The sequence below is a fragment of the Bacteroides sp. AM44-19 genome, from assembly GCF_003603395.1.
In the GTDB taxonomy this organism is placed as follows: Bacteria; Bacteroidota; Bacteroidia; order Bacteroidales; family Bacteroidaceae; genus Bacteroides; species Bacteroides uniformis.
Window position 1 is genome coordinate 20104 of the sequence record NZ_QTNB01000002.1, and the last position, 26633, is coordinate 46736.

Here is a 26633-nt window from a genome sequence, read left to right on the forward strand (position 1 = left end):
CCGGCTTTAGGGTGTTCATCTCTTACTTGTAAGCATTTATTTCATGTCCTTGATACGCTTCAATGCTTCTGCCAGTTTATTGTCCTTACAGCAGAGGGAGATGCGGATATACCGTTTCCCGTTACTTCCGAAGATAAATCCGGGAGTAATGAACACTCTGGCTTTATGCAGCACGTGTTCAGTCAGTTCTTCCACGTCTGTACAGCTGTCGGGGATTTTGCCCCAGAGGAACATGCCTACCTGGTTTTCGTCGTAGGTGCAACCCAAGGTATGCATGATTTCTCCTGCCAACTGACGGCGGTTGCGGTAATTCGCGTTGTTGCCGTCATACCAGTCTTGCTCTGCTTCCAGGGCAGTGGCGGCTGCCAGTTGCATGGCACGGAACATACCGCTGTCGATGTTGCTCTTTACTTTCAATATCCATTGCACGAAGTCGGCATTCGAGGCAAGCATGCCGATACGCCATCCCGGCATGTTGTGGCTTTTGCTCATGGAATTGAATTCTATGCAGCACTCTTTGGCACCCGGAATACTGAGGATGCTGATGGGATGTTCGTTCAGGATGAAACTGTAGGGGTTGTCGTTTACGATGACGATGTCCTTGCGGCGTGCGAAGTCCACCAGTTTCCGGTACAGTTCCGGTGTTGCGTTCGCCCCGGTGGGCATATTGGGATAGTTGGTCCACATCAGTTTTACACGGCTCATGTCCATCCGTTCCAGTTCGTCGAAGTCGGGCATCCAGCCGTTTTCTTCTTTCAAGTTATAGTTCACGACCTCGGCACCCAGAATCTTGCTTAATGAAGTATAGGTGGGATAGCCGGGATTGGGAACCAATACTTGTTCACCGGGGTTGACAAAGGCCAGCGTCACGTGCAGGATGCCTTCTTTGGAGCCGATGAGCGGTTGTATCTCTGTGTTGGGATTCAATGCTACACCGTACCATTTTTGGTACCAGTCCGCAAAACCGCGGCGCAATTCGGGGATACCTACGTAGGGCATGTAACCATGTCCGTCCGGATTGCAGGCAGCTTCGCAAAGTGTCCGGATTGTCTTTTCGGAAGGCGGCATGTCGGGGCTTCCGATTCCCAGGCTGATGACATCCATTCCTTCGGCATTCATTTGTGCCACTTCTTTCAGCTTCTTCGAAAAGTAGTATTCGCTTACGCTTGCCAGGCGGTCGGCAGGCTTTATTCTACACGTTTGATTTTCCATCTTCATATTCTCCTAATATTTTCAGTTCTTTGGTCAGCGGTGTGATGGCCGCAATGGATTGTTTATATCTCAGCACATTGTCGAAGACGACATCTACGTAAAACTGGTATTCCCATTCACGCCCGATGATGGGCAGTGATTGTATCTTGGTCAGGTTGATGCGGTAGAAAGACAAAATAGACAATACCTGGGAAAGGCTTCCTTCAGTATGGGGAAGTGTGAATACCATGCTTGCCTTGTTGACGTCCTTGCTGCGATGCCGGTTCAGTTCATCTACTTGCCAAGGGTCGGCTACGACCAGGAAACGGGTGAAGTTATGTTTGTTGGTTTCGATACCTTCCTGCAGGACCTTCATGCCATAACGCTCTGCAGCAGCTTTGGAGCAGATAGCTGCATGGCCTTTCAGATGTTCCTGTTGGATGATTTCGGCACTGCGGGCGGTATCTTCGCCTTCCACCACTTTGATTCCGGGGTGTTGTCCCAGGAATTCACGGCATTGCATCAGGGCGATAGGGTGGGAGTTGACTTCGGTAATATCATCCCAGTCTTCATCGGGCAGGCAGACAAAACTATGGGAAATACGTAGCTTGTACTCGCCGACAATCTGTGCGCCACTTTGGCGTAATAGCTCATTGTTATGCAGCAAACTGCCTGCAATGGTGTTTTCTATTGCCAGCATTCCTATGGTCTGACTGTCTTTTTTGATGGCACCGAACACGTCTTCAAAGTTGGCGCAACAGATTAACTCTATTTCTTCTCCTTCGAAGTACTTGTGTGCGGCGATGTCGTGATACGAGCCTAATGTTCCTTGAATGGCTACCTTTTTCATTATTTTTATTTTCTTGGTTATGCTATAAAAAAAATCCCGCTTCCATACGATGGAGCGGGATTCTGTATATTTACTTGTTTCTCTATTCAGTCCTTAAGCATCACTGTCACTTGATACATACAAACTCCCGCTCTACTTTCTGGCTAAAGTAAAAGTAAAAAAAGAAGTAATATGCATAAGTAAATGACTTCATACTTGTATTCTCTGTTTTTGAATTACGTGACAAAAGTAATGCTTTTCTTTTATATACAAACAAAAAACAATGTTTTTTTTAGGGATAGTAGCAATTTAACTTATTTCCCTTTAACTTGTACAATGACTTGAACCGGACGATGGTCGGATGAAATGGTGTCTTCTATGACTTTCCGGTATTGTACGTCAAACCGATACCCATTCTTGGAATAGCCGTAGATGTAGTCTATACATCGGTTGGGACGGTCTGCCGGGAAAGTATAAGAGGTTGTGTCATTGAGGGTGGCAAAATGTTTTGCCAATTCCAGCTGGGGAGCGCTTGCTGGTGCAGAGTTCATGTCGCCTGCCATAAAGATGGGCTTATCGACGTTTTGCAAGGCTTTTTCTATCAATGGTACGGCAAGGAGCTGGTCTTCTGGAGTGAGGGACTGGTGTGTGGCACAAAATACATAATCTTTAAATTCTGCAATAATGAGGGTACGTTTTTCTTCCCGTCCGGGCATTGGAATGATTTTGTATTTTATGGGTATCTCTCTGGAGAGGATTCCGATGCCGTAGCTTCCACCCTGAAAAGGAATGGCTGCTGCATAAGTCCCGTGCATTCCGGTCAGTTTTTCTAGTTCTCCGAGAGCATGGATTCCTTTGTTGCGCACCGTTACACTGTCAAGTTCCTGCAGGGCGACTATGTCCGGAGAAGTTTGACTGATAACATTGGCAATGCGTCGGTAATTGTACTCCTTGTCCATACCGATGCAATTATGTACGTTATAGGACAATATGTTCACTTGCTGTGCATGGGCAGGTGCGAACATCAGTACAAAAAGTACTGATAGAAATAAATTTCGTTTCATTGGCGGCAATAATTGAATTTGTTATAATCCTAGGATATTACCGGTACTTCCCCCCGGTTGGTTACCATATTGTCCGTTAAAGTTCTGTATCTCTTTAGGATTGAGTTCCAGTCCTTTCTTCATGTCCTCCGCAGAGCCTTCCTTGTCTCCGTTCAGCAACTTGGCACGTCCGCGCTCATGATAGGCCTCTGCGAAATTAGGGTTCAGTTCTGTGGCTTCCGTAAAGAGCTCGATGGCTTCTGCCAGCTTGTTTTGGGTGATGTAAAGCTGTCCTAAGTAGAGGAAGGCTTGTTCGTTGAAGGGATTCAACTCTGTCACTTTCTGATAACTGCTTTCTGCTTTTTCTTTGTTTCCCGTAGCTTCTTCTATCTTTCCGCGGAGCAAGATGGCACTTTCGTCTTCCGGGTCTTGTGCCAGAATGGTGTCTATGTCTTCCATCGCTTCCTTGTATTGCTGCATTTGGACCAGTGCTTCGGCACGAAGCAGACGTGCTTCGATGAAATCATCTTTCAGTACGATGGCTTTCGTAAGATGAGCGATACACATGATGCCGTCCCCTTGCCCATTGTCTGCTTTGCCTAGCAGGTAGTGTGCCATGGCGTTGCCTTCTTCTATTTCGATAGCTTTCTTTGCCGCTCCTGCCATGGCGGGATAGTCTTCCTGCATGTAGCATACGTTGGCAAGACTGAGGTAGGTGGAGGTATGTTCCGGCTCTATTTCGGTCATACGCTGCAGCAGTTTGTGGGCCTCGTCCAGTTCGCTGGTCTGGGTGTAGACTTGGGCAAGGTAGCCCATGGTTTCAAAGTCTTCTTGAATGGCAAGGGCTTCAGTGAAGCATTTGATGGCGTAGTCTGTACGGCCCATGCGTTGTGCACGCATACCGTCATACTTGAATATCTCAAAATTCTTCTGTTCGTTTTTTTGTTTCTCATTTGCCGGACTGTCTGACTTGCCGGAGAAAAAAGATTTAAAGAATCCCATAGGTGATTAAAAATTAAAGAATTAAAAATTAAAAAGGAAAAGGAGGGGCATGGCTGATAAGAGATGTTCCTCTCAGCGGCAGGACATTCTTTTCCAACGGCAAAAGTAATGAATTATTTTTTGATTTGAAGCATTCCGTTGACAGCAATTACCTTACCTTCGTCCAACAATTCATGTAACACATCGATGAGCATGTTTTTATCGTCCGGTATCTGTTCTGCCAAAGTGGCTGGAGTTTGTGGTTTATCAGATAGGGCTTGAAGAATCTTTTCAGAAAGTTCCTTTTCCGAAAGGTGGCCGGAAGGTTTCTTGTTCTTCAAATTGATGCAAGTGTCGCACTGCCCGCAGTTATGCTCGTTCTTCTCTCCGAAGTAGTGTAGCAGCATTCGACTACGGCACACGGTATCGCTGCTCACGTAATCCAGCATGGCACTTATGCGTTTCTCATACCGCTCTTTGCGTTCCTCGTACACGGCGGGAGAGATTTGCAGGTGGCGCATTTCAACCCTCTCTCGCGTGTATATTATATATGGTGTCTTTTTGCGGGGGATGTAACTGACGATACGTAGCTTGGCTAGGTGGATGAGCTGTTCATACACTTGCCGGCGTGTGAGTCCAGTGCGTATGGCCAGTGAATCTTCATTGATGAAAGCATGGTCTGTGAAGACCCCGGTATAGGAGCGGAGAATGGTTTGGATGAGTTTGTCCATATCTTCGCCGAGCTCTCTCAGTTTATAAAGTTCGTCTCGACGGATAGTGAACAGTAGCCGGGATGCATTGTCTTGTTCGTCTGTATATTCCAGGTATCCCGCTTGTGTCAGAATCTTCAAGGCACTGTCCACGGGAACGGGGAAGTACTTGAACTTTCGGCAAAAGTCTTCTATATTGAACTCGCGTACACAGCCTTGTCCGTCTCCCATTGCCATCTGGTAATAGTATTGAAGATGCTCATATACTTCCTTTATATACTCTTTTTCAGGAAAGGTGTCGGGAATGCGTTTGTGCAGTGTTGCCTTATCCGACTTGGCGTAAAGGACGACCGCGTAGGCTTTTTGTCCGTCCCTTCCGGCACGTCCTGCTTCCTGGAAGTAGGCTTCTATGGAATCGGGCAGGTCCATGTGGATGACAATCCGTACATCCGGTTTGTCGATACCCATACCGAATGCATTGGTGGCGACCATGACGCGGCTTTCTCCCGTCTGCCAGCGTTGTTGGCGGATGTCTTTGGTGGCATCGTCCAGTCCGGCATGGTAGAAATCTGCGGTGATGCCTTCGTTGTGCAGCAGTTCGGTAATTTCCTTGGTGCGGCGGCGGTTGCGCACATAGATGATGGCGCTTCCGGGCATACGGCGCAGGATGTGCAACAGCTCTCCCGTCTTGTTTTCCGTTTTACGGACGATATAGGCGAGATTTTTGCGTTCGAAACTCATGCGGAACACATTTTCCTCACGGAAATGCAGACGGGCCTGGATATCTTTCACTACTTCCGGAGTGGCGGTGGCTGTCAATGCCAGGATGGGTACGCCGGGCAGAAGTTCGCGTATTTCGGCTATCTTCAGATAGGCGGGACGGAAATCGTAGCCCCATTGCGATATGCAGTGGCTTTCGTCTACCGTAATCATACTGATTTTCATCTTCTGCAGTTTGGTGCGGAAGATTTCAGTATCGAGCCTTTCGGGGGAGATATAGAGGAACTTGAAATTGCCGAATATACAGTTCTCCAGTGTGACGATGATTTCCTGCCTGCTCATGCCTGAGTAGATGGCAAGCGCCTTGATTCCCCGTTTTTTCAGGTTTTGTACCTGGTCTTTCATGAGGGCAATCAACGGAGTGATGACCAGGCAAAGTCCTTCTTTAGCAAGTGCCGGAACTTGGAAAGTGATGGATTTTCCTCCTCCCGTGGGCATTAGTCCCAAAGTGTCCCGTCCCTCGGTAATGCTGTTGATGATATCTTCCTGGATTCCCCGGAAGGTATCGTATCCCCAGTATTGCTTCAGAAGCCTCACCCCCAATCCCTCCCCCATAGGGAGGGGAGTTTTGAAGTTACTACTGCTGCTCATGGTCTTATTGAACTTTCTTGCTACTTCTTATCGTTGAATTGATATTCTTTCCTTCTCTATGCTAATAGTAGTGATTACTTATCTTATAGCATCAACCAATTTTCATCATTTCCTTAATATAAGGAGACTATTCTTATTCCCCTCCCTGTGGGGGAGGGGTTAGGGGAGAGGCTTTCAGTTCGGCTTTATGTCTTCAATCTGCAACTGCACTTCACCCCTCTTATGGGTATTCTCTTCAATGGAATAGCAGATGTCGAAGGAACGTTTGGTCTTGATGAAGCGTACGTGGGAACTTTGCCCGAAAGCGATGCCGTTCATTACATTGTTCGATTTATTATCCACCAGTTCTAGCTTGATATGTTCCTGGTCGCGGCCTACGACTTTGCTGGTACCATAATCATAGACATTGTGCGTACAGAAAATGGGTTTGGCATTGTCCGGTCCGAATGGATTGAATTTCTTCAAGTCGCTGAAGAATTTCGGAGTGATGTCTCTGAAATCAATCTCGGCATTGATGTCGATGACGGCGCATGTCTGTTCCGGCAGGATATTTTGTGATACGAACTCTTCGAAGCGTTCGATAAAGGCCGGTACATTTTCCACCTTCATGGAAAGACCGGCGGCGTAGGTATGACCTCCGAAGTTTTCCAGAAGGTCGCGGCAGTATTCAATGGCTTTGTAGACATCGAATCCGGAGACGGAACGGGCAGATCCGGTTGCCATGTCATCCGTACGTGTCAGTACTACTGCCGGCCGGTAATAGATTTCCGTCAGCCGGGAGGCTACGATGCCGATGACGCCTTTATGCCAGTCTTCATTGTACAATACGATGGAACGTCGGTCGGCAAGTCCGTCCAGGTCAGCTACAATCTTGTTGGCCTCCTCGGTCATGGTCTTGTCCAAGTCCTTGCGTGTCTCGTTGTATTGGTTGATTTGTCCGGCTTTCTCCAGGGCAAGAGAGAAATCTTTTTCAGTAAGCAAGTCAACAGCTTCTTTCCCGTTCTGGATACGTCCGGAGGCGTTGATGCGGGGACCTATTTTGAATACAATGTCACTGACGGTGATGTCCTTGTCCGTCAGTCCGCAGACATCAATGATTGCTTTCAGGCCTACGCTGGGATTACTGTTCAACTGCTTCAAACCGTGGTAGGCGAGAATGCGGTTTTCACCCATAATGGGGACAATATCCGATGCGATACTGACGGCGCAGAGGTCCAGTAAAGGGATAAGGTGATGGAACTCGATACCGTTGTTGAGGGCAAATGCCTGCATGAACTTAAAGCCTACACCGCATCCGGACAGATGTTCATAAGGATAGGTGTTGTCTTCCCGTTTGGCATTCAGAATGGCTACAGCAGGGGGCAGTACATCATCGGGGACATGATGGTCGCAGATGATGAAATCAATGCCTTTCTCCTTGGCGTATGTGATTTCTTCGACGGCTTTGATACCGCAGTCCAATACAATAATCAAACCTACACCACTCTCTGCGGCATAGTCTACTCCTTGGATTGAAACTCCATACCCCTCATTGTAACGGTCGGGGATATAGTAGTCGATGTTCGAATAGAACTGTTGAATAAACTTGTAGACCAATGCCACAGCCGTGGTACCGTCTACGTCATAATCTCCATAAACAAGAATGCGCTCTTTCTTTCCCATTGCCTTGTTCAGGCGCTCTACGGCTATATCCATATCCTTCATCAGGAATGGGTCGTATAAGTCCGGTAGTTGGGGGCGGAAAAACTTCCGGGCATCCGCTGCCGTTGTTATTCCCCGCTCCACCAGCAATTTTCCCAATATTGGGCTAATTCCCAATTCTTGGGCCAGTTGTTGGCTTGCTTCTGCCTGTTCGGGTGTAATGGGTTGATAATTCCATTTGTGAGTCATTTTATATATTATTTTTTCTTTTTCTATCTCAAGATGTTGGGGGAGTAGAGGGGTTCAATACGTGCACTTTTCTCCAACAAGGTGTAAAGGTATGAAAAACTCTTGAAACGGAGGTGAATTCTGCGGAAAAACTTTATAAGTATATGTATTCTCCACTAAAAAACTTTATTTTTGTATCCATTAAAAAATATCGCTATGCTTGTTTTTATCTCTTGTGCAAAGACCATGGCAGCGCGCTGCTCTGTTGTCGTGCCCGAAGTCACAGTCCCGAAATTCGAAACGGAGGCTGTGCGGAATGCGTTGGAAATGTCGCAGTATTCAGTATCCGAATTGGAAAGGCTTCTTCGGGTGAATACCAAAATTGCTGCCGAGAACCGTTTGCGTTTTCATGATTTCTGTTCGGAGGAGAATCGTTCGATGCCAGCCGTTTGCGCCTACACGGGAGCTGTTTTTAAACGCATTCTTCCGAAAGATTTTTCAGCGGAGGATTTTCGTTATGCGCAAGAACATCTACGTATCACTTCTTTTCTTTATGGGTTGCTTCGCCCGCTGGACGGTATCAAACCCTATCGTTTGGAAGGAGATGTCCGTTTGCCCGAAAAAGGTGGAATATCCATGTTTGATTATTGGAAGCCTTTGTTGACGGATTACTTCATAGAGGAAATTAAAAACTGTGGCGGTGTTCTCATTAATTTGGCAAGTGCTGAAATGAAAGATTTGTTCGACTGGAAGCGGGTGGAGCAAGAGGTGCGTGTTATTACGCCCGAGTTTCAAGTTTGGAAGGCCGGACAGCCGAAGACTGTCGTTATCTATGCCAAGATGTGTCGCGGAGAGATGACGCGTTTTATTGTCAAGAACCGTCTGGAGTGTCCTGAGGAGTTGAAATCCTTTTCTTGGGAGGGCTTCGTCTGGGATGAGATACGCAGTACGGAGAATGTATGGCATTTTTCGTTAGGTACATTTATGTAATGAAAAGGTACATTACGTTTGGCTCAGATGTTACTATATGTTGCTTTCGATGTTTGCGCAAAATGAAGAACTAAATACGCAATTTAGGATGAGGGAAAAGAATGAACCCTCTACATTTGCATGCAGTAAACTTAAAAGCAATATACTATGAAGAGAAACGGATTAAGAACAGTTGTTGTATTAGCTTTGACCATATTTCTATTGAATGCTCCGGTTTGTGCTACAGCTTCCAGATTGCAGGATACTTGTGCGGAGGCGCGGGATGAGGTTGCACTGCGGCCTGAGTGGATGAGGATTCTCCATGATACGCTTCCTATATGTAAGATTTCTATTCCTGGTTCACACGATAGCGGTAGTATCAAAGGAGGGCATATGTTGAAAACACAAGCAACAGATATTCCTGCTCAATTACGGCAAGGCATCCGTGCTTTCGATATCCGTTTGGAAAAGAAAGGTAATAAACTGGGGGTGTTTCACAGTCATGCCTTTCAGGATATATATTGGGAAGATGATGTTTTACCTGCTTTTATACACTTTCTGCAAACATATCCTTCTGAGACTTTGATTGTTTCCTTGAAAAAGGAAGGGGGAGAATTGCGGGATTATGCTTCTCTGCTGTCCGTTTCTTTAAGCAGCCCTGAGTATCAAAGTTATTTCGTGATGGACTTTCGCCCTGAATTGACGCTGAAAGATTGCCGTGGAAAGATTCTTTTCCTGCATAGGGATCATGCTATGGATAATTATCCTGGAGCAGCATGTGTAGGTTGGGAGGATGACAGTACTTGCCTGCTCACTCTTCGCAATAAAGATGGTAAGGAAGGAGTGGCTTTGCTCGAAGATGAATATCAATATGAATCGGGTGAGGAGGCCGGGAAGAAGGTAGGGGTTTGTGTCCGTAATATTGAAGGGATGTCTGCTGAGCCGGTTTCCTCACGTCGGTGGGGAATTACTTTTGTAAGTGCGACGGGGCTGCCCTTGGGAACCCCTAAAGTCTTTGCTGATAAGGTAAACAAGCCTATTGCTGACTATTTAAAACAAAAGAATAGCCGGAATTGCGGTATTGTTTTTATCGATTTTGTCAGTGAACCTGGAGGAAAAGATTTGGTGGAATATTTGATTGGCAGTAATGTTTGCGCAAAATGAAGATTTATATGCGCAATTGGGAATACTGAAAAAAAAGCATTTTCTTAATTTTGCACATGTTGAACACCTTAATGTTATATACTATGAAACTGTCAATAGATTTAGGAGGAACCAATATTCGAATAGCCCAAGTGGAAAAAGGGAACTGCTTGAATAAAGTGTCGGTTCCATGTTTAGCTCAGCAAGATGCTTCTACTGTGCTAAACCAGCTTTCCCAGCTTATTCGGAATATGATGAATGAGCAGGTAGATGGTATCGGTATCGGTGTCCCTTCAATTGTTGATCCGGAGAAAGGAATTGTATATAATGTAGCAAATATATCTTCTTGGAAAGAAATACACTTGAAGGAGATTTTGGAGAACGAATTCAAGGTGGCAGTTGCCATTAATAATGATTCCAACTGTTTCACTTTGGGGGAGAGCCTATACGGCGAAGGAAAATCTTATACCAACATGGTAGGCGTTACTATCGGGACCGGAATTGGAGCTGGCGTTGTCATTGGCCGTCGTTTGTATGGTGGGCAATATATGGGAGCCGGTGAGATAGGCTCATTTCCTTATTTGGACTCTGATTTTGAACACTATTGCAGTAGTTTCTTGTTTAAACGTTATGGCACTACCGGTGCGGTAGTAGCTGAAAAAGCCCAGCAAGGAGAACAAGCTGCATTGGAGATTTGGAAAGAGTTTGGGAGGCATTTGGGTAATCTTATAAAGGCAATTCTTTTTGCCTATGCTCCCCAGGCTATTGTTTTAGGAGGCGGTATTGTATCGGCTTTTCCTTTCTTTAAAAATGCTATGGAACAAACAATGCAAAGTTTTCCCTACAAGATTATATCGGATAATGTGAGTGTGGTGGCTTCGCATCAAAAGGATTCCAGTTTATTGGGTGCTGCCGCTCTTCTTGAGTAATAATCCCTATACGGTTTGATTGAAAATAATAAATATTTTGCAGTTATATTATTTTACGCATAAATAAGGACTGTTAGGGAATTGTTCCTTTTGTAATAACTATGTAATTCTGCTTTCTGACCTTTGTGGCGGAATTATAATTTTCTATATTATAAACTTTAAATTTTGAATGCATGAAACAAGTAAATCTTAGAATCTATCGAACGATTCTGACCCTATTGTTGGGACTGTTCTTGTCGGCAGGTGCTTATGCACAGCAGATTTCTGTGAAAGGAACAGTAAAGGATCAGACTGGCGAACCTGTGATTGGTGCCAATGTGTTAGTAAAGGGGACGACTAATGGAGTGATTACGGACGTTGACGGAAACTTTAATGTTTCGGCCGATAAAAACGGCGTATTGGTAATCAGTTTTGTCGGCTATGTGACTCAGGAAGTACCAGTGGCAGAAAAACAAATGGTAATTGTGCTTAAAGAGGATACAGAACTTCTGGATGAGGTTGTTGTATTAGGGTATGGTGCGAATACACGTAAGCAGGACTTGTCTGCTTCAGTGGGTGTAGTAAGTAATACTGAAGAATTGGCTGCTCGCCCGGTAACTTCTACCGAAGGCATGCTGCAGGGACAGCTGGCAGGTGTTACCATTACGGCCGATGGTGGCGACCCAACTTCTTCTCCTAACATTGTGATTCGTGGTCAAGGCTCACAAGATGGAGACAATGTACTTTGGGTTGTGGACGGTGTTCCCGGTGCACCTATCTCATCCATGAATGATATTGAAAGTATCGTTGTTTTGAAGGATGCTGCTTCTGCTGCTATCTATGGCGCACAGTCTGGTGCAGGTGGTGTTGTGTTGGTAACTACCAAAAAAGCGAAACAAGGTGCTCCTTCGTTGACTTATGACGGCACTTTTGGTATTCGTCAGGCTACCAATTTGATAGAACCACTGAATGCGGAGCAGCAGATTGAGATGCGTAAGATATCTCATCAAAATGCAGGACTTTCGCTTCCAGTCGGTTGGGATGTTACCAAAAATCCATGGATAGGTACGACTCGTACTGATTGGATGGATGAGATTTTCCGCACTGCCTTCTACCAACGTCATAACGTAGCGTTGAATGTAGGTTCTGATAATTTTTCAAATCGTATATCTTTTGCTTACGATAATGATGAAGGTGTTTTGATTAATACTTTCAAGAAGAATCTTACATTACGTTATAATGGTAAAATGCAGCTGAACAAGTGGGTGAGCGTCAGTGAGGATTTTGTATGGCAGAACACTACCCAACGTTCCAAAGCTACGGATAACGATGCTTATACAGGACCTATCCTTTCGGCTATCTACATGCCGGCAAGTGCCACTGTCTATAATCCGTTGGACGGAAGTTATGGTGGTGTGACTACGGAAGATCCTGCCTATATTGAAAAATATGGTTCGAATTTCTCTGATATCCACGGGGATGCTGTAAATCCGGTACGTCTATTGGAAGCAGAGAATTTGTATGACAAGATAAGTGACATATGGAGCACTACCAGCTTGGAGATAGCTAATGTACTTCCTGGATTGAAGTTTACGAGTCGTTTTACTTATAATATGAAGACTAATCATTACAAGAAGTTCAATCCTATTCGTGATGAAGTAGGTAAACCGGCTTTGTCGAATAATCTTCAAGAAACTACTTACCGTAGAGATGCTTGGAAGACGGAAAATACCCTGACTTATGATAAGACATTCGGTGAACATACGGTTGGTGCCTTGTTCTCGACTACGGCAGATCATTCTGAAACGCGTGGACTGGAAGTGACGGGTAAGGATTTTGCGGATGAATCGGAATTTTTACAATACATGGCGTATGCAGGATCAGTGACAGCATCTGACTATTTGACTGGACCTGATGCCAATGTGTCGTTGATTGCCCGTTTGGCTTATTCTTATAATGACCGTTATTTTGCTACTGCATCTTGGCGTCGTGATTATGCTGGACGTTTGCCTAAGGAAAATAACTATGGTGATTTCCCTGCAGTGACCCTTGGATGGAAAATATCTAATGAAAAATTCTTTAAGAAGAGTGATTTTATCAGTTTGCTGAAATTGCGTGCTTCTTGGGGGCGTGTAGGTAATTTGAGCTCTATAGGGCTTAATTATAAGTCTGCTTTGTTGAAGAAAAGCTCGTGGACAGAACAAGCACAATATGGTCCTGAGGCAAATAATATCTGGAATACTTTGATTTACAACGGCTCTGCGTTAAATCCTGATTTGACCTGGGAAACTTCAGAACAGACTGACTTGGGCTTGGATGTTGAGATGTTTAAAAACCGTTTGTCGGTATCATTAGACTATTTTGATAAACGTACTTTCAATTTGATTCAGACACAATCAATGGGGTGGCCTTCTACTATGGGACTCGATGCCATGTTAATCAATCAAGGTGAAGTGCGTAACCGTGGCTTTGAGATTCAAGCTAATTGGAGCGATAAGATTAACAAAAACCTTTCTTATTTCGTATCGGGTAACTTCTCGTATTTAAAGAACTGGGTATCAGATATAGGTGTGAAGGATGCGGATGGCAATCCGGGTTTGTGGCCTAATGATAAAAGGTTCCGTAGCATCCCTTATATGATGCAGAGTACGGAAGGGGAACCTCTGAATTCCTTCTACTTGATTAAGACAGATGGTTTGTTCCAAAGTGATGCAGAAGTTGCCGAGTGGAATGCTAAACATGGAACATATGTGACCAATGATAATGGTGAAAAAGAGTGGGTAGGTATTCAGCCGAATGCCAAGGCTGGTGACTTGAAGTTTGTGGATCATAATGGCGATGGTAAAATTACGGATGCAGACCGTCAGTATATGGGTAGTGCGACTCCGAAGACGACTTTTGCCTTTACATTGGGAATGACGTGGAAAAAACTTTCTTTCAGTGCCATGTTCCAGGGAGTAGGTGGAGCAAAAGCTTTATATGTAGGAAAGTACATGCTGTTGAGTGATGTAGAAGGAAACTTTAACCGTTCCAGCGGGATATTGAATGCTTGGAGTCCTACAAATACCGGTTCTGATATTCCTCGTTTGTCAAAGAATGACCCGAATGGAAACTTTACGACTGCATCTGATTGGTATTTGGAGAATGCTTCTTATCTGCGTTTGAAGAATGTAACCCTTTCTTATGATTTAAGCGATGTATTCCGCAAGTGGTCTCATTTGAATGACCGTAACAGCCGTTTGTCTGTGTACTTCAGTGGTGAAAATCTTGCTACTATCACTGGATATTCTGGTATGGATCCTGAATGTGGTGGCTGGGATGCTTTGAAATATCCGGTATCTCGCGTATTATCTGTTGGTGTAAAATTGACTTACTAATAATTAATAGAGAAGAATGATTATGAAAAAAAATATATTATTTTTTGCGATGTCTGCCACATTGCTTATGAGTTCTTGCAGTGACTTCCTTGATGTGCAACCAGAGGGAGATGCTACTACAACGACTTATTTTACCAATGACCTGCAGGCTATTGATGCTGTAGATGCATTGTATGAAAGATTTCATCAGGAAGCTGTATATGGACGCGAACTGTTTTGGGAACAAGGTGCCGCGTGCGACGTTGTGTGGGGAAAGACCCGTGATTTTCCAACACTTGCTACATTGAAATATACAGGAGACGAATCCCCTTTGCGTACTATTTTTGATACTATGTACAAAGTGATGGCACGTTCCAACTGGGTAATACAAGAGTTGCTTAAGAAAGGGAAAAGCACCACTTTGAGTGATATTGAAAAGAGAAGTCTCGGTGAAGCTTACTTCACTCGTGGATGGGCTCATTTCTTGATTGCTTATCGTTACGGTCTTGATACACAAGGGGTACCTTTTGTCCGTTATGAAGATTTTGAAGGTGGCTATGACAATTCTATTCCTCCTCAGCAAGCTTCGGTCATCGATAATTATAAATTGATTATCTCGGATATGGACAAGGCAATAGAGTATTTGCCCCGTTTTGAAGAGTATGGAGATAATGATAGAGGACGCGCGCACGATGCGGCTGCAGTAGCTTTTAAAGCTAAAGTTTATGCTTATTGGGCAACTTGGGATGCTACACAATGGGGAAATGTAATCAGTATGGTCAATGAACTGGAAACTGCTTACGGACGTGATTTAGCCGGTACTTATGAAGAGTTGTTCTCTTCTGATTTCTCTAAATGGTGGAATAAAGAGTATATTTGGACTATTCCTGGAAATGGTGGCTCTCAAGGTGGCGGTTCGGAGTTTCCGGGAGTTGTCCTTGAGAACAAAGGCTGGGGACAATATAATGGCTGGGGACAGAACAAGCCGTCTTATGATATTTACGAAGAGATGTTGAAAGACGGAGCTGGTAATGACCGTTTGGTTCGTACGGTTTTAGAGTATGGTCAGGAATTTCAATTCTTGGGTGAATCCCGTGCTTTTTATTCAAGCTCGGATATTGAATCCGGTTTTATGATTAATAAATACATGGATCCCTTTAAGTATGAAGATGCAGCCAATAAGGGGTATATCAATACAAACGGAGACTGGCCGACGGTACGTATTAATTTTCCGGTTATCCGTTTTGCAGAAATGTTACTTTTCCGTGCGGAAGCTTATTTGATGACTAATAAAGCGGACTTGGCTACGGCTGATTTGAATCGCATTCGTAAACGTGCCAATGTTGCATTATTGACGGGCACTGCTACTATGGCTGACCTATATCATGAACGCCGTTGTGAATTGGCATTTGAGTTTACAGACCATTTATATGATTTGAAACGCTGGTATCGCTCAGGCAATACTGAAATAAAGGCTTTGGCTGCTGCCGAATTGAATGCCCGTCCGCGCGTACGTCATTATGCCAACCGCCAGGACCCTGCTTCCACATTCGTTGTAGGTGAGTATGAGGATTATACGGATAAGATTGCTTATCAGGATTACATGATCGTATTCCCTTATCCTTCGGTTCAGATTACCAAATCTGATGGTAAATTAAAACAGAATCCTCATTATGATTGATATTTTCTCTGAAAGAGATAAAATATAAAAAAAGACCTCATTGCCATTGGTCTAATCTGCAGGGGTTGGTATTTTCGGGTATTGATCCTTGCAGATATTTCTTCTTTTTCTTTCATTTGCAAAGGCTATTCATAAAATCATTTTAATATACGGAGAGACGGCATTCCCGACAGTCTGCAGCGCTCTTCAAATATACAGTCTGATGAAATTAAAAACTCTTATATGTGCAACTACTGCCTTTTGGGCTTGCTGCTCTTGTACATCCGGTGAACTATCTCCCGTAGACTATGTAGACCCTTTTATAGGTACCGGCTTTCATGGGCATACTTATCCGGGGGCAACCGTTCCGTTCGGGGCGGTACAGTTAAGTCCTGACACGCGTGCCGGAAACTGGGATGCTTGTTCGGGGTATCATTATAATGATACGACTCTAAAAGGTTTTTCACACACACATTTAAGTGGGACCGGATGCATTGATCTTGGGGATATACTGTTTCGTCCTACTACGCTGAAACCGGATTTGACTACGGAAAGCATTTACCAGCCAGCGGCTTTTTCCCATAAAGACGAAGATGCTTCTGCCGGATATTATTCGGTTGTTCTGAAAGAAGAAGGAATAAAAGCTGAATTGACGGTAACGGCACACGCCGGTATGCACCGCTATACGTTTTCTTCCGGCAAAGAAGCATCTATTATTATAGATTTGACTCATTTGCTTGATAACGAATATATTTATGAGGCTGAACTTGAACAGACTGCCGCCAACGAAATAACAGGTATGCGCAGAACCAGGGGATGGACGGACAATCAGTACGTTTATTTTGTAGCCCAGTTCTCGAAACCTTTTCAGGCCATAGACTTTATACAGAATAAAAAGATGGTTTCTGCAGGAGTTAAGTTGAACGGTACCGATTTGCAGGCTTGCTTGTCCTTCGATAATAGTAATGGAGAGCCGGTTATAGCCAAAGTTGGATTATCCATTGTCAGTGAAAAGAATGCACGTGAGAATTTGGAAACCGAGGTGATAGGTTTCGATTTTGATGCCGTGCGTAGTGCTGCCCGTTCCGCTTGGGAACAAGCTCTCTCTGCTATTACGGTAAAAGGCGGCAATACGGACGACTTGAAGAATTTCTATACAGCCATGTATCATTCTATGGTTGTACCCAATGTCGTGAGTGATGTCAATGGTGAGTACCGCCGTCATAATATGGAAATTGGGCAATTGCCAAAAGGCAAAGTGCAATATTCTACATTTTCGCTTTGGGATACTTTCCGTGCATGGAATCCGTTGATGACTTTGATTGATACAACTTTGGTCAATAATATGATAAATTCCTTTCTGGACATTTACGAATCTTCGGGTGAACTTCCTATCTGGCCGCTTTCTGCCGGAGAGACGGGAACTATGATTGGTTATCATGCAGTGTCCGTTATAGCAGATGCTTATATGAAGGGTATTAGAGGATTTGACGCGGAAAAGGCGTTGGAAGCTATGGTAGTTTCTTCTGAAAAGAACAAAAAGGGAGCTGATTACTATATTCAGAATGGCTTTATTCCTTCTAATATAAAGAAAGAGTCCATCTCTTGTTTGCTGGAGTTTGCCTATGATGACTGGTGTATTGCACGTATGGCTCAGGAAATGGGTAAGGATGATATTTATCAAAAGTATATTCAACGTTCCCAGAACTATATCAATGTTTTTGATGGTAATACAAAATTCTTCCGCCCCAAGCGGATGGATGGGAACTGGGAAACTCCCTTCAATCCTATTGAGATAGGTCGTGCCTATACGGAAGCCACAGCCTGGCAGTATCGTTTCTTTGTACCTCACGATGTAAGCGGTATGGCACAACTGTTTGGTGGTAAGAAAGAGTTTATTACCGCACTCGATTCTATCTTTACAGTAGAGTCGGATGTACATGGCGATTTAGTGGATATTACCGGACTGATAGGTCAATATGTTCATGGCAATGAGCCGAGCCATCATATCGCCTATCTGTACGATTACGTCGGACAGCCTTGGAAGACGCAGGAAATGACACGCCGTCTGCTCCATGAAATGTACGCTCCTACGCCTGAAGGAATCATTGGTAATGAAGATTGTGGACAGATGTCCGGTTGGTATATATTATCCAGCTTGGGTATTTATTCAGTTTGTCCGGGAAGCAATGAATTTGCACTGACTACTCCTCTATTTGAGAAAGCGGTTGTCAACCTGGCAAATAGAAAGACTTTGACCATCCTTGCCAACAATCCGAAGAAGAATGTCTATATCACAAAAGTAGAATTGAACGGACAACCGATAGATGTAAATTTTATTACTTATGCACAGTTGATGGAAGGTGGAGAACTTCGTTTTACTTTGTCCGATAAGCCGAATATGGAGAGAGGTGTTTCCTCTGAAGCATCCCCTTATTCCTATACTAAAGATGAAGTCGTTTCCATTCCCTATGTGGATAAGGATTTGAACTTGTTTATGGATAAGGTAACGGTTGCATTGGCCACAACAACCAAGGATGCCGAAATCAGATATACATTGGATGGCAGCGAGCCCACAGAGCAGTCGGCATTGTACGAGCAGCCTTTTGAACTGGACAAGACCACTTTAATAAAAGCCAAAGGATTCAAGGAAGGTCTCCGCTCAAGCAGAACATTATCCATATCGGCAACGAAAGCTGAATTAAAGGCTGCTCTTTCTGTAAATCCTACTCAGAATGGTACATCTTATAAGTACTTTGAAGGCACTTACCAGAAAGTGGCTGATGTAGAAAAGTCACCGTTGCTGGAGTCTGGTGTCATGCCCGAACCTTCTATTAAGGGTGCTAAGCAGGAGGATCATTTCGGTTATATCTTTTCTGGATTGATAAATGTTCCCGAAGATGGGGTCTATACTTTCCAGACCCGTTCGGACGATGGCAGTGTCTTGTACATTCACGATGAGCAGGTAGTCAATAATGATGCTTCCCATGCTGCAATTCCTGCTACCGGAATGGTCGCGCTGAAGAAAGGTTTTCATCCTTACAAGCTCTATTACTTTGAAGATTATGAAGGTGAGTATTTGAGCTGGGCTTGGAAACTGCCTTCTGCCGAGAAGTTGGCACCCATCCCTGCATCGGCTTTATTTGTGAAATAATAGTTTAATATATATGCTATGAGAAAGTTATTTTTGTTATTTTTACCTTTGTTCGCTGCATCATGCGGACAGGTGAAGCAGCAGGCGCCTGCACCAGAGCCCGTTAATGTCATGAGTTTCAATATTCGCTATGACAATCCGGAAGATAGCTTGGACAACTGGCAATACCGTAAAGACCGCGCGGCAAATGCCATCCGTTTTTATGATGTGGATATATTGGGTACGCAAGAAGTACTTCATAATCAGTTGGAAGACCTTAAACAACGATTGCCGGAATACGGAGTCATCGGTGTAGGTCGTGAAGATGGAAAGGAAAAGGGTGAATATAGTGCACTCTGGTATAAGAAAGATCGTTTCAACTTGCTGGATTCTGGCTATTTCTGGTTGAGCGAGACTCCTGAAGTTGCCGGTTCCAAGGGCTGGGATGGAGCTTGTGAGCGTATCGCTTCATGGGCAAAACTGCAAGATAAAGTAAGTGGCAAGGAGTTCTTCGCATTGAATACCCACTTGGATCATGTAGGTGTTGCTGCACGTCGTGAAGGTATAAGCCTTATGCTGGATAAAGTAAATGAGTTGAGTGGTAACTTACCCGTAGTAGTAACGGGCGACTTTAATGCTAGTCCGGAATCGGATGTCATCAAACACGTGACTGACCCTTCCAATCCGGAACACTTGACAGATGCACGCCAGGCATCGGCAATTGTTTATGGTCCGGCATGGAGTTTCCATGATTTCGGAAAGATTCCTTACGATAAACGTCCGCTGATTGATTACGTTTTTGTACGTAATGGACTGAAAGTTTTGAGGTATGGTGTATTGGCTGAAACAGAGAATAATGCTTTCCTCTCCGACCATGCCCCTATTTTAGTAACGGTTGAATAATAAAACAATAATTATGACTAAGATATTAAGAATATGTATCGTTATGCTCTTGGCAGTCTTGCTACTGCCGGTAGAGTTATCGGCACAAAGCCGCCGTGATAAAGAACAGACCTATGTTTTGGACCAACCTTATGAGGTGACAAAGATTACCCCTCCCCAGGGCAAGAAGATAAAGAATGTCATCTTGATGATTGGTGATGGCATGAGTCTTATGCACGTATATTCTGCCTGGACAGCCAATCGAGGCAAGTTGTTTTTGGATAACTGCCAGGTAGTGGGTTTGTCTAAAACCTATTGTGCCAACAAGCTGATTACAGACTCGGGAGCGGGTGGAACAGCCATAGCTACGGGGCAGAAGACAAACTATCATTCTGTGGGTGTAGATACCGAAGGACGTCCTTTGAAATCATTGGTAGACCTGGCTGCTGCTAAAGGTAAATCGACCGGTATAGCGGTGACTTGCCGTCTGTGGGATGCCACTCCTGCTGATTTTTGTTGCCATAACAAGGATAGGGATGCGGAAGCTGAAATCGTAGCAGATTACGTTAATTGCAGTGCCGATTATGTATTCGGTGGAGGTGCCAAGCTTTTCGAAAACCGTGAAGATGGACGTGACTTGTTTAAGGAACTACGCGATAAAGGATTTCAGACTCCTCGCAGTTGGGATGAATTGGCTGGCATAAAGAGTGGTAAGGTATTTGCCGTACCTTATCCCGTCGATACTCCTCTTCCTGCTGAACGTGGCGACCTTTTGGCACGTGCTTCATTGAAAGGTATCGAATTGCTGGACCAAAATAAAAACGGTTTCTTTATGATGATAGAAGGTTCGCAGCTGGATGACTACGGACACTTCAATGACATTGATTTGCTGATGCAGGAAACACATGACTTTGACCGTACTATCGGTGCCATTTATGAATGGGCTGCCAAGGATGGAGAAACATTGGTAGTAGTTACTGCAGACCATGAGACTGGTGGACTTACGTTGGTTGATGGAGATTTGGCAGAAGGCAGAATCGTATGTAAGTTCTCTACCGGTGGTCATAGCGGTGTAATGGTACCAGTGTATGCTTTTGGTCCCGGTGCAGAGGAGTTTACAGGGATTTTTGAAAATACTGCTATCTTTGACAAGATAAAAAAACTGCTCAATTTGTAATTTAAAAAATAACTATTTCCTATGTTGAAACACATTTTATTGGTAAGCTTGCTTTCTTTTTCCACTCTCCCTTTGCTGAAAGCTCAGAGCTGTGGCAATGATGAAAAGTATCATTTGCCTTATAAAAATACATATGTAAAGGAACCGCTGGTCACTGAAAATGAGTATCGTGTGGCAAAACCTGAGACGATTGTGCCGAAAAGCTTCGAAGAAGCTCGGCAGATTCTTCCCAATCCCATTTGGGGTGGACATGACAAGGAACTTGAAATGTATTGGAAGGCATGGGAAATAGCTATCGGCAATATTCGTGCTCCTCAAGCAGGCTCGGGTTTTGTCTCAAGCTATTTGGATACAGCTTATAATGGTAATATCTTTATGTGGGATTCCTCTTTCATTCTGATGTTTGCCCGCTATGGTACCCGTTTCTTTCCTTTCCAGAATACGCTGAACAACTTTTACGCCAAGCAGCATCCCGACGGTTTCATTTGCCGTGAAATAAAGGCGGATGGTGCCGATTGCTTTGAACGCTATGATCCGGTGAGTACCGGACCGAATTTGATGCCTTGGTGTGAGATGGTCTATTTCCATCAGTTTGGTGATACGGAACGCCTGCACAAGATATTTCCGGTACTTTGTGCTTATTATAAGTGGTTGAAATTGAACCATACTTGGAGAAATGGAACCTACTGGTCAAGCGGATGGGGGACCGGCATGGATAATATGCCCCGTGTTCCGTCGGAATACAGCCCTATCTACAGTCACGGGCATATGATTTGGTTAGATACAAACCTACAGCAATTATTTACTGCCAATTTACTACTTGAGATGGGCTTTTATCTGGAACGTTGGCAAGAGATAGAAGAGTTTGAAGACGAAGCCAAAATGCTGGGAAAATATATCCATGACAATCTTTGGGATGAAAAGACCGGTTTCCTTTATGACCAGTATGCTGACGGTACGCTCTGTACAACTAAGGGAATAGGTGCCTATTGGGCTCTGTTTACTGATGTATTGGATTCTGTACAGTTGGACCGTATGGTGAAGGAATTGGATAATCCTGCCACATTCAACCGGAAACACCGTATTCCTTCTTTGTCTGCCGATAATCCCAAGTACAAGGAGAATGGCCGTTATTGGCAGGGTGGCGTATGGCCGGGAACTAATTACATGGTGATGCAGGGCCTTGTGCAGAAAGGTTATGGTAAACTGGCACGGGAGATTTGTTTGAATCATTATGCCCAGGTGTTTGAGGTCTATAAGAAGACTGGAACTTTTTGGGAATATTATGCTCCGGAAAGTGCTGAGCCGGGATTTATGGCAAGGGATAATTTTGTGGGTTGGGCAGGACTTCCTCCTATTGCTGAATTGATAGAATTTATTATCGGTATTCGGGGAGATTATGCCAAAAAGCAGATTATCTGGGATATGAATTTGACGGAGATTAACGGCATAGAACGCTATCCTTTTGGTCCCGAAGGGCTTATCTCCTTAAAAGCTGAAGCACGCCGTTCTGCAAGTGATGAACCCCGTATCACAGTAGATTCTAATATTGATTTTGAACTGTGTGTACTCTATGGTGGAAAAGAGAAAAAGATAAATGTGACATCCGGTAAGCATACCTATTAAAGAAGAAATCAATCATGAAAAACAATATGTCAAGACGCCAATTTCTGAAGACTGGCGGGCTTGCCTTGGCTGCAATGACCTTTCAGCCCGCTTCCGTATTATCTTCATCCGGGACTTTCAACCAGAGATATGTTTCGTTGCGTCCTTCTGCAAGCAAAAGGAGCTTCATTTCGAAGGCAGTAGATGCTGCTATTGAAGAAGCAAAGCCTAAAATAAAGGACGAGAAGTTGCGTTGGATGTTCGAGAACTGTTTTCCCAATACGCTTGACACTACTGTCAGATATAGAGTGAAGAATGGCAGACCAGATACTTTCGTCATTACAGGTGATATAGATGCCATGTGGCTGCGCGACTCTTCAGCGCAAGTATGGCCCTATCTGCCGTTGATGAAGAAAGATAAGGACTTGCAGTTGATGGTGGCAGGACTTGTCAACAGACAGACTGAATGTATCTTGATAGACCCGTATGCCAATGCCTTCAACGACGGGCCGTTGGGCAGCTATTGGGAAACCGACCATACACAACATATGGTTAAGGAACTGCATGAACGCAAATGGGAGATAGATTCTTTGTGCTATCCCATTCGTCTGGCTTATCATTATTGGCAATACACGGAAGACACGTCTGTGTTCGATGAAAATTGGCATAAAGCTATGCTGCTGGTGGTCAAGACCTTTAAAGAGCAACAGAGGAAACAAGGCTTAGGACCTTATAGCTTTACGCGCGATTGCGACCGCCCTACAGATTCGCAGATTAACAACGGATGGGGAGCACCGGTAAAGCCGGTCGGCTTAATCGTTTCTTCTTTCCGTCCGTCAGATGATGCTACACAATACGGTTTTCTGATTCCTGCTAATATGTTTGCGGTTGTGTCATTGCGCCAATTGGCTGAGATAGAGGATAAAGTTTATGGAAACAAGGACTTCTCCGGAGAATGTATAACATTGGCAGATGAAGTGGATGCAGCTATCCGTAGGTATGGTACTTTCAATCATCCGGTTTGTGGACGTATTTATGCCTTTGAGGTCGACGGTTTTGGTAACGCGCTTTGTATGGACGATGCCAATGTACCCAGTTTGCTGGCTGCGCCTTATCTGGGTTATTGTTCTTTTAAAGATGCGATTTATCAGAATACCCGTAAAATGATATGGAGCGGCAATAATCCTTATTTCTTTAAAGGAAAAGCCGGTGAAGGGGTAGGAGGCCCTCATGTGGGATTGAATTATATCTGGCCGATGAGCATCATTATGAAGGCTTTTACAACGGATGATTCCGAAGAAATACGTGCTTGTCTGAAGCAACTTCGTGATACGGATGGAGGGACGGGCTTTATGCATGAGTCTTTCCATTCGGAGGATGCCGCGGACTTTACTCGTTCCTGGTTTGCCTGGACAAATACTTTGTTCGGTGAACTGATACTGAATACAATCAAGGAATATCCCAACTTATTATCCCAAATACTATGAAGATAAGATATTGGTTACTGGCTATGTCATTCATTTTTCTCTCTTGTGGGAGAGTGGCTGATGATGTAGCGGCAAACTATGGTATTATACCCATGCCGAATGAACTTGCTCCAATGCAGGGAGTGTATGTCCTGCAAGGGGAAAAAACAGTGGCTGTCCCTTCCGGGGAAGCCGCGATGAAAGTTTTTCATTATTTGGAGGATGCGTTGAAAAACACTTCTGTAACGCTGAAGGGTATTTCGGAAACGGGAAAGGCCGATATTTGCTTATCTATAGATAATTCCTTGCCCGATGAGGCCTATACATTGGAGGTTTCTTCCGATAGGATAAATATATCTTCCAATGAAACTGCCGTCGGATTTTTTTATGGTGTCCAGTCTTTGCTGCAGCTCATGCCGGCAGCCATTTATGATGGTGACCGGAAATACGAAGGAAAGATTAGGATTCCTGCTGTCAGCATTACGGATGCTCCCCGTTTCCCTCATCGTGGGGCTATGATGGATGTAGGGCGTAATTTTCTGCCAAAAGAGGAAGTGCTGAAGTTTCTTGATTTGATGGCATTCTATAAATTGAATAAATTCCATTTTCATCTGACAGATGACCAAGGATGGAGAGTAGAAATAAAGAAATACCCGAAACTGACTGAAATAGGTTCTTATCGTAAACAGACTCAGATAGGACACTCTGATTATTATTTTCCACGGCGTTACGATGGAAAAGAAAAGAGAGGCTATTATACGCAGGAAGAAATAAAGGAAATTGTGAAGTATGCATCCGACCGTTTCATTACGGTCATTCCCGAAATTGAAATGCCGGGACATGCATCCGCAGCACTGGCTTCCTATCCGGAACTTTCTTGCGGACTGGGAAAGACTTATGTGGTGCGTGATTATTTTGATGTTTTTGATGAGGTCTATTGTCCCAAAGAGCATACATTTGAATTCTTACAAAATGTGCTGACCGAAGTTATGGAACTCTTCCCCAGCCATTATATCCACATTGGTGGAGATGAGTGTCCCAAGAAAGCATGGAAGAAGTGTGCCCATTGCCAGCATTTGATGAAGTGGGAAGGTCTGCCCAACGAAGAAGCTCTGCAAAGTTGGTTTATCCATCGGATTGAGCAATTTGTGAACAGTAAAGGGCGTGACATCATCGGGTGGGATGAGATTCTGGAAGGAGGGCTTGCTCCTAATGCTACCGTCATGTCATGGCGTGGCGAAAAAGGAGGTATCGAAGCGGCTCACCAACGGCATAAAGTCATTATGACACCCGGCAAAAAGTGTTATTTGGATTACTACCAGGAAAGTCCGGAATTTGCCCCGTTGGCTATCGGCGGTTTTCTTCCGTTGGATACGGTGTACAATTATAACCCGCTTCCTGCTGAACTGACTCCGGAAGAACAAGCTTATATAATAGGTGTACAAGCCAATATCTGGGGAGAGTACATACAGACTCCCGAGTATTTTGAATATATGGCTTTCCCTCGTTTGCTGGCTATGTCAGAGGTGCAATGGACACAGCCGGAACATAAGGACTTCGAGTCGTTTGCCCGTAGGCTGGATAAGGAGTTTGAACGATTGGATTATTGCGGAGTGAATGCTTGCCGCAACTTCTATGAAGTCAATCAGGCTGGTGCGTGGAACAAGTCGCAGCAGACTTATGAGGTGACTTTGAACACCTTCTGTCCGGATGCCGATATTTACTATGCGGTAAATGATTCAACGGTCAACACTTCATCTTCCCTTTATAAGACTCCGATACCGTTGGACGAGGATGCAACTGTTTATTCGGCAGTTTACAGAGACGGTAAGCCGTTGGGGAAAGTGACCCGCAAGAGCTTTGCTGTAAACAAGGCAACCGGATGTGACTATACTTGTAATCCTGCAGCAGGATGGGAACACCTGAATGAAGGCTTCGGGCTGACTGATGGACGACGTGGCTATGCCCGCGACATGCGTCGCTGGATTAGCTTCTACCAGGATACTGTACAGATTGTAGTGGAACTGAAGAAACCTCAAAAAGTCAAGGAAGTGGCCTTTTCTTCTTTATGGCGGCCGGTAAATGAGATATGGCCGGCAAGGGCGATGAGTGTTTCTGTTTCAATGGATGGTCAGACTTTTATTCCGGTGGGCACTAAACGGCTGACTTATGATTTTAGCTTGACGGAAGGCACCCGTTTTCCGGCATCTCTTTCATTTGCCGAAACGGAAGCTACATTTGTCCGCTTGGAATTATTGAGTGGTGGCTTGTGCCCGAAAGGATATTTTCATGAAGGGTTGCAGAGTGAGTTGGCAATAGATGAAATAGAAATATATTAAT

General features: G+C 44.4%; 17 protein-coding genes. 11 read left to right on the forward strand and 6 right to left on the reverse strand.

Translation table 11 applies throughout. From position 1 onward, the window contains the following. Positions 1 to 36: 36 nt before the first annotated feature. The 6 genes from DW947_RS04650 to recJ all read right to left on the reverse strand — a co-directional run bounded on the left by DW947_RS04650 (position 37) and on the right by recJ (position 8015). Entirely contained in the window at positions 37 to 1218 is a 1182-nt protein-coding gene (locus tag DW947_RS04650) for a pyridoxal phosphate-dependent aminotransferase (RefSeq protein WP_005830000.1), read from the reverse strand. After that, positions 1193 to 2041 carry a prephenate dehydratase gene (locus DW947_RS04655; protein ID WP_005830004.1) on the reverse strand — a complete coding sequence of 283 codons (849 nt, stop codon included), beginning with the start codon at positions 2039 to 2041 and terminating at the stop codon, positions 1193 to 1195. Before DW947_RS04655 ends, DW947_RS04650 begins: the two co-directional genes overlap by 26 nt. A 293-nt stretch (positions 2042 to 2334) precedes the next feature. Then, positions 2335 to 3084 (reverse strand): endonuclease/exonuclease/phosphatase family protein, encoded by a 750-nt coding sequence (locus DW947_RS04660; protein ID WP_044468906.1) that lies wholly within the window; start codon positions 3082 to 3084, stop codon positions 2335 to 2337. A gap of 21 nt (positions 3085 to 3105) precedes the next feature. Next, complete coding sequence (locus tag DW947_RS04665; RefSeq protein WP_057087153.1) at positions 3106 to 4065, reverse strand: tetratricopeptide repeat protein; 960 nt, start codon at positions 4063 to 4065, stop codon at positions 3106 to 3108. A 113-nt stretch (positions 4066 to 4178) separates the two neighbouring features. After that, entirely contained in the window at positions 4179 to 6089 is a 1911-nt protein-coding gene (locus tag DW947_RS04670) for an ATP-dependent DNA helicase RecQ (protein ID WP_117963334.1), read from the reverse strand. Positions 6090 to 6299: 210 nt separating this feature from the next. Further along, positions 6300 to 8015 carry a single-stranded-DNA-specific exonuclease RecJ gene (recJ, locus tag DW947_RS04675; protein ID WP_005833333.1) on the reverse strand — a complete coding sequence of 572 codons (1716 nt, stop codon included), beginning with the start codon at positions 8013 to 8015 and terminating at the stop codon, positions 6300 to 6302. A gap of 195 nt (positions 8016 to 8210) precedes the next feature. On the opposite strand from recJ, the gene yaaA reads away from it, so the two are divergent. The 11 genes from yaaA to DW947_RS04730 all read left to right on the forward strand — a co-directional run bounded on the left by yaaA (position 8211) and on the right by DW947_RS04730 (position 26632). Continuing rightward, positions 8211 to 8984 (forward strand): peroxide stress protein YaaA, encoded by a 774-nt coding sequence (gene yaaA / locus DW947_RS04680; RefSeq protein ID WP_005830017.1) that lies wholly within the window; start codon positions 8211 to 8213, stop codon positions 8982 to 8984. Between the two features lie 147 nt (positions 8985 to 9131). Then, entirely contained in the window at positions 9132 to 10127 is a 996-nt protein-coding gene (locus tag DW947_RS04685) for a phosphatidylinositol-specific phospholipase C (RefSeq protein WP_044468795.1), read from the forward strand. A gap of 83 nt (positions 10128 to 10210) precedes the next feature. After that, on the forward strand, positions 10211 to 11035 hold the full coding sequence (locus DW947_RS04690; protein WP_005833328.1) for an ROK family protein: 825 nt from the start codon (positions 10211 to 10213) through the stop codon (positions 11033 to 11035). 173 nt (positions 11036 to 11208) lie between these two features. Continuing rightward, on the forward strand, positions 11209 to 14391 hold the full coding sequence (locus DW947_RS04695) for a SusC/RagA family TonB-linked outer membrane protein (protein ID WP_005830023.1): 3183 nt from the start codon (positions 11209 to 11211) through the stop codon (positions 14389 to 14391). A 22-nt stretch (positions 14392 to 14413) separates the two neighbouring features. Beyond that, a complete protein-coding gene (locus tag DW947_RS04700; RefSeq protein ID WP_005833325.1) occupies positions 14414 to 16051 on the forward strand; it encodes a RagB/SusD family nutrient uptake outer membrane protein in 1638 nt (545 codons plus the stop codon). A 202-nt stretch (positions 16052 to 16253) separates the two neighbouring features. After that, on the forward strand, positions 16254 to 19184 hold the full coding sequence (locus DW947_RS04705; protein WP_008664181.1) for a GH92 family glycosyl hydrolase: 2931 nt from the start codon (positions 16254 to 16256) through the stop codon (positions 19182 to 19184). An 18-nt stretch (positions 19185 to 19202) separates the two neighbouring features. Next, positions 19203 to 20066: an endonuclease/exonuclease/phosphatase family protein gene (locus DW947_RS04710; RefSeq protein WP_005830032.1), complete on the forward strand. Its 864-nt coding sequence runs from the start codon at positions 19203 to 19205 to the stop codon at positions 20064 to 20066. A gap of 13 nt (positions 20067 to 20079) precedes the next feature. Further along, a complete protein-coding gene (locus tag DW947_RS04715) occupies positions 20080 to 21222 on the forward strand; it encodes an alkaline phosphatase (protein WP_008664179.1) in 1143 nt (380 codons plus the stop codon). Between the two features lie 21 nt (positions 21223 to 21243). Next, entirely contained in the window at positions 21244 to 22848 is a 1605-nt protein-coding gene (locus DW947_RS04720) for an MGH1-like glycoside hydrolase domain-containing protein (RefSeq protein ID WP_005830037.1), read from the forward strand. 14 nt (positions 22849 to 22862) lie between these two features. Beyond that, positions 22863 to 24314, forward strand: coding sequence for a glycoside hydrolase family 125 protein (locus DW947_RS04725; RefSeq protein WP_005830040.1), 1452 nt, complete (start codon positions 22863 to 22865; stop codon positions 24312 to 24314). Then, positions 24311 to 26632, forward strand: a complete 2322-nt coding sequence (locus DW947_RS04730) for a glycoside hydrolase family 20 protein (RefSeq protein WP_005830042.1) — start codon at positions 24311 to 24313, stop codon at positions 26630 to 26632. Before DW947_RS04725 ends, DW947_RS04730 begins: the two co-directional genes overlap by 4 nt. Position 26633 lies beyond the last annotated feature (1 nt).

What these genes read in the sequence shown, in the direction of transcription:
- DW947_RS04650 (WP_005830000.1), bottom strand. Translation starts at nt 1,218, where the DNA reads ATGAAGATGGAAAATCAAACGTGTAGAATAAAGCCTGCCGACCGCCTG.
- DW947_RS04655 (WP_005830004.1), bottom strand. Translation starts at nt 2,041, where the DNA reads ATGAAAAAGGTAGCCATTCAAGGAACATTAGGCTCGTATCACGACATC.
- DW947_RS04660 (WP_044468906.1), bottom strand. Translation starts at nt 3,084, where the DNA reads ATGAAACGAAATTTATTTCTATCAGTACTTTTTGTACTGATGTTCGCA.
- DW947_RS04665 (WP_057087153.1), bottom strand. Translation starts at nt 4,065, where the DNA reads ATGGGATTCTTTAAATCTTTTTTCTCCGGCAAGTCAGACAGTCCGGCA.
- DW947_RS04670 (WP_117963334.1), bottom strand. Translation starts at nt 6,089, where the DNA reads ATGGGGGAGGGATTGGGGGTGAGGCTTCTGAAGCAATACTGGGGATAC.
- recJ (WP_005833333.1), bottom strand. Translation starts at nt 8,015, where the DNA reads ATGACTCACAAATGGAATTATCAACCCATTACACCCGAACAGGCAGAA.
- yaaA (WP_005830017.1), top strand. Translation starts at nt 8,211, where the DNA reads ATGCTTGTTTTTATCTCTTGTGCAAAGACCATGGCAGCGCGCTGCTCT.
- DW947_RS04685 (WP_044468795.1), top strand. Translation starts at nt 9,132, where the DNA reads ATGAAGAGAAACGGATTAAGAACAGTTGTTGTATTAGCTTTGACCATA.
- DW947_RS04690 (WP_005833328.1), top strand. Translation starts at nt 10,211, where the DNA reads ATGAAACTGTCAATAGATTTAGGAGGAACCAATATTCGAATAGCCCAA.
- DW947_RS04695 (WP_005830023.1), top strand. Translation starts at nt 11,209, where the DNA reads ATGAAACAAGTAAATCTTAGAATCTATCGAACGATTCTGACCCTATTG.
- DW947_RS04700 (WP_005833325.1), top strand. Translation starts at nt 14,414, where the DNA reads ATGAAAAAAAATATATTATTTTTTGCGATGTCTGCCACATTGCTTATG.
- DW947_RS04705 (WP_008664181.1), top strand. Translation starts at nt 16,254, where the DNA reads ATGAAATTAAAAACTCTTATATGTGCAACTACTGCCTTTTGGGCTTGC.
- DW947_RS04710 (WP_005830032.1), top strand. Translation starts at nt 19,203, where the DNA reads ATGAGAAAGTTATTTTTGTTATTTTTACCTTTGTTCGCTGCATCATGC.
- DW947_RS04715 (WP_008664179.1), top strand. Translation starts at nt 20,080, where the DNA reads ATGACTAAGATATTAAGAATATGTATCGTTATGCTCTTGGCAGTCTTG.
- DW947_RS04720 (WP_005830037.1), top strand. Translation starts at nt 21,244, where the DNA reads ATGTTGAAACACATTTTATTGGTAAGCTTGCTTTCTTTTTCCACTCTC.
- DW947_RS04725 (WP_005830040.1), top strand. Translation starts at nt 22,863, where the DNA reads ATGAAAAACAATATGTCAAGACGCCAATTTCTGAAGACTGGCGGGCTT.
- DW947_RS04730 (WP_005830042.1), top strand. Translation starts at nt 24,311, where the DNA reads ATGAAGATAAGATATTGGTTACTGGCTATGTCATTCATTTTTCTCTCT.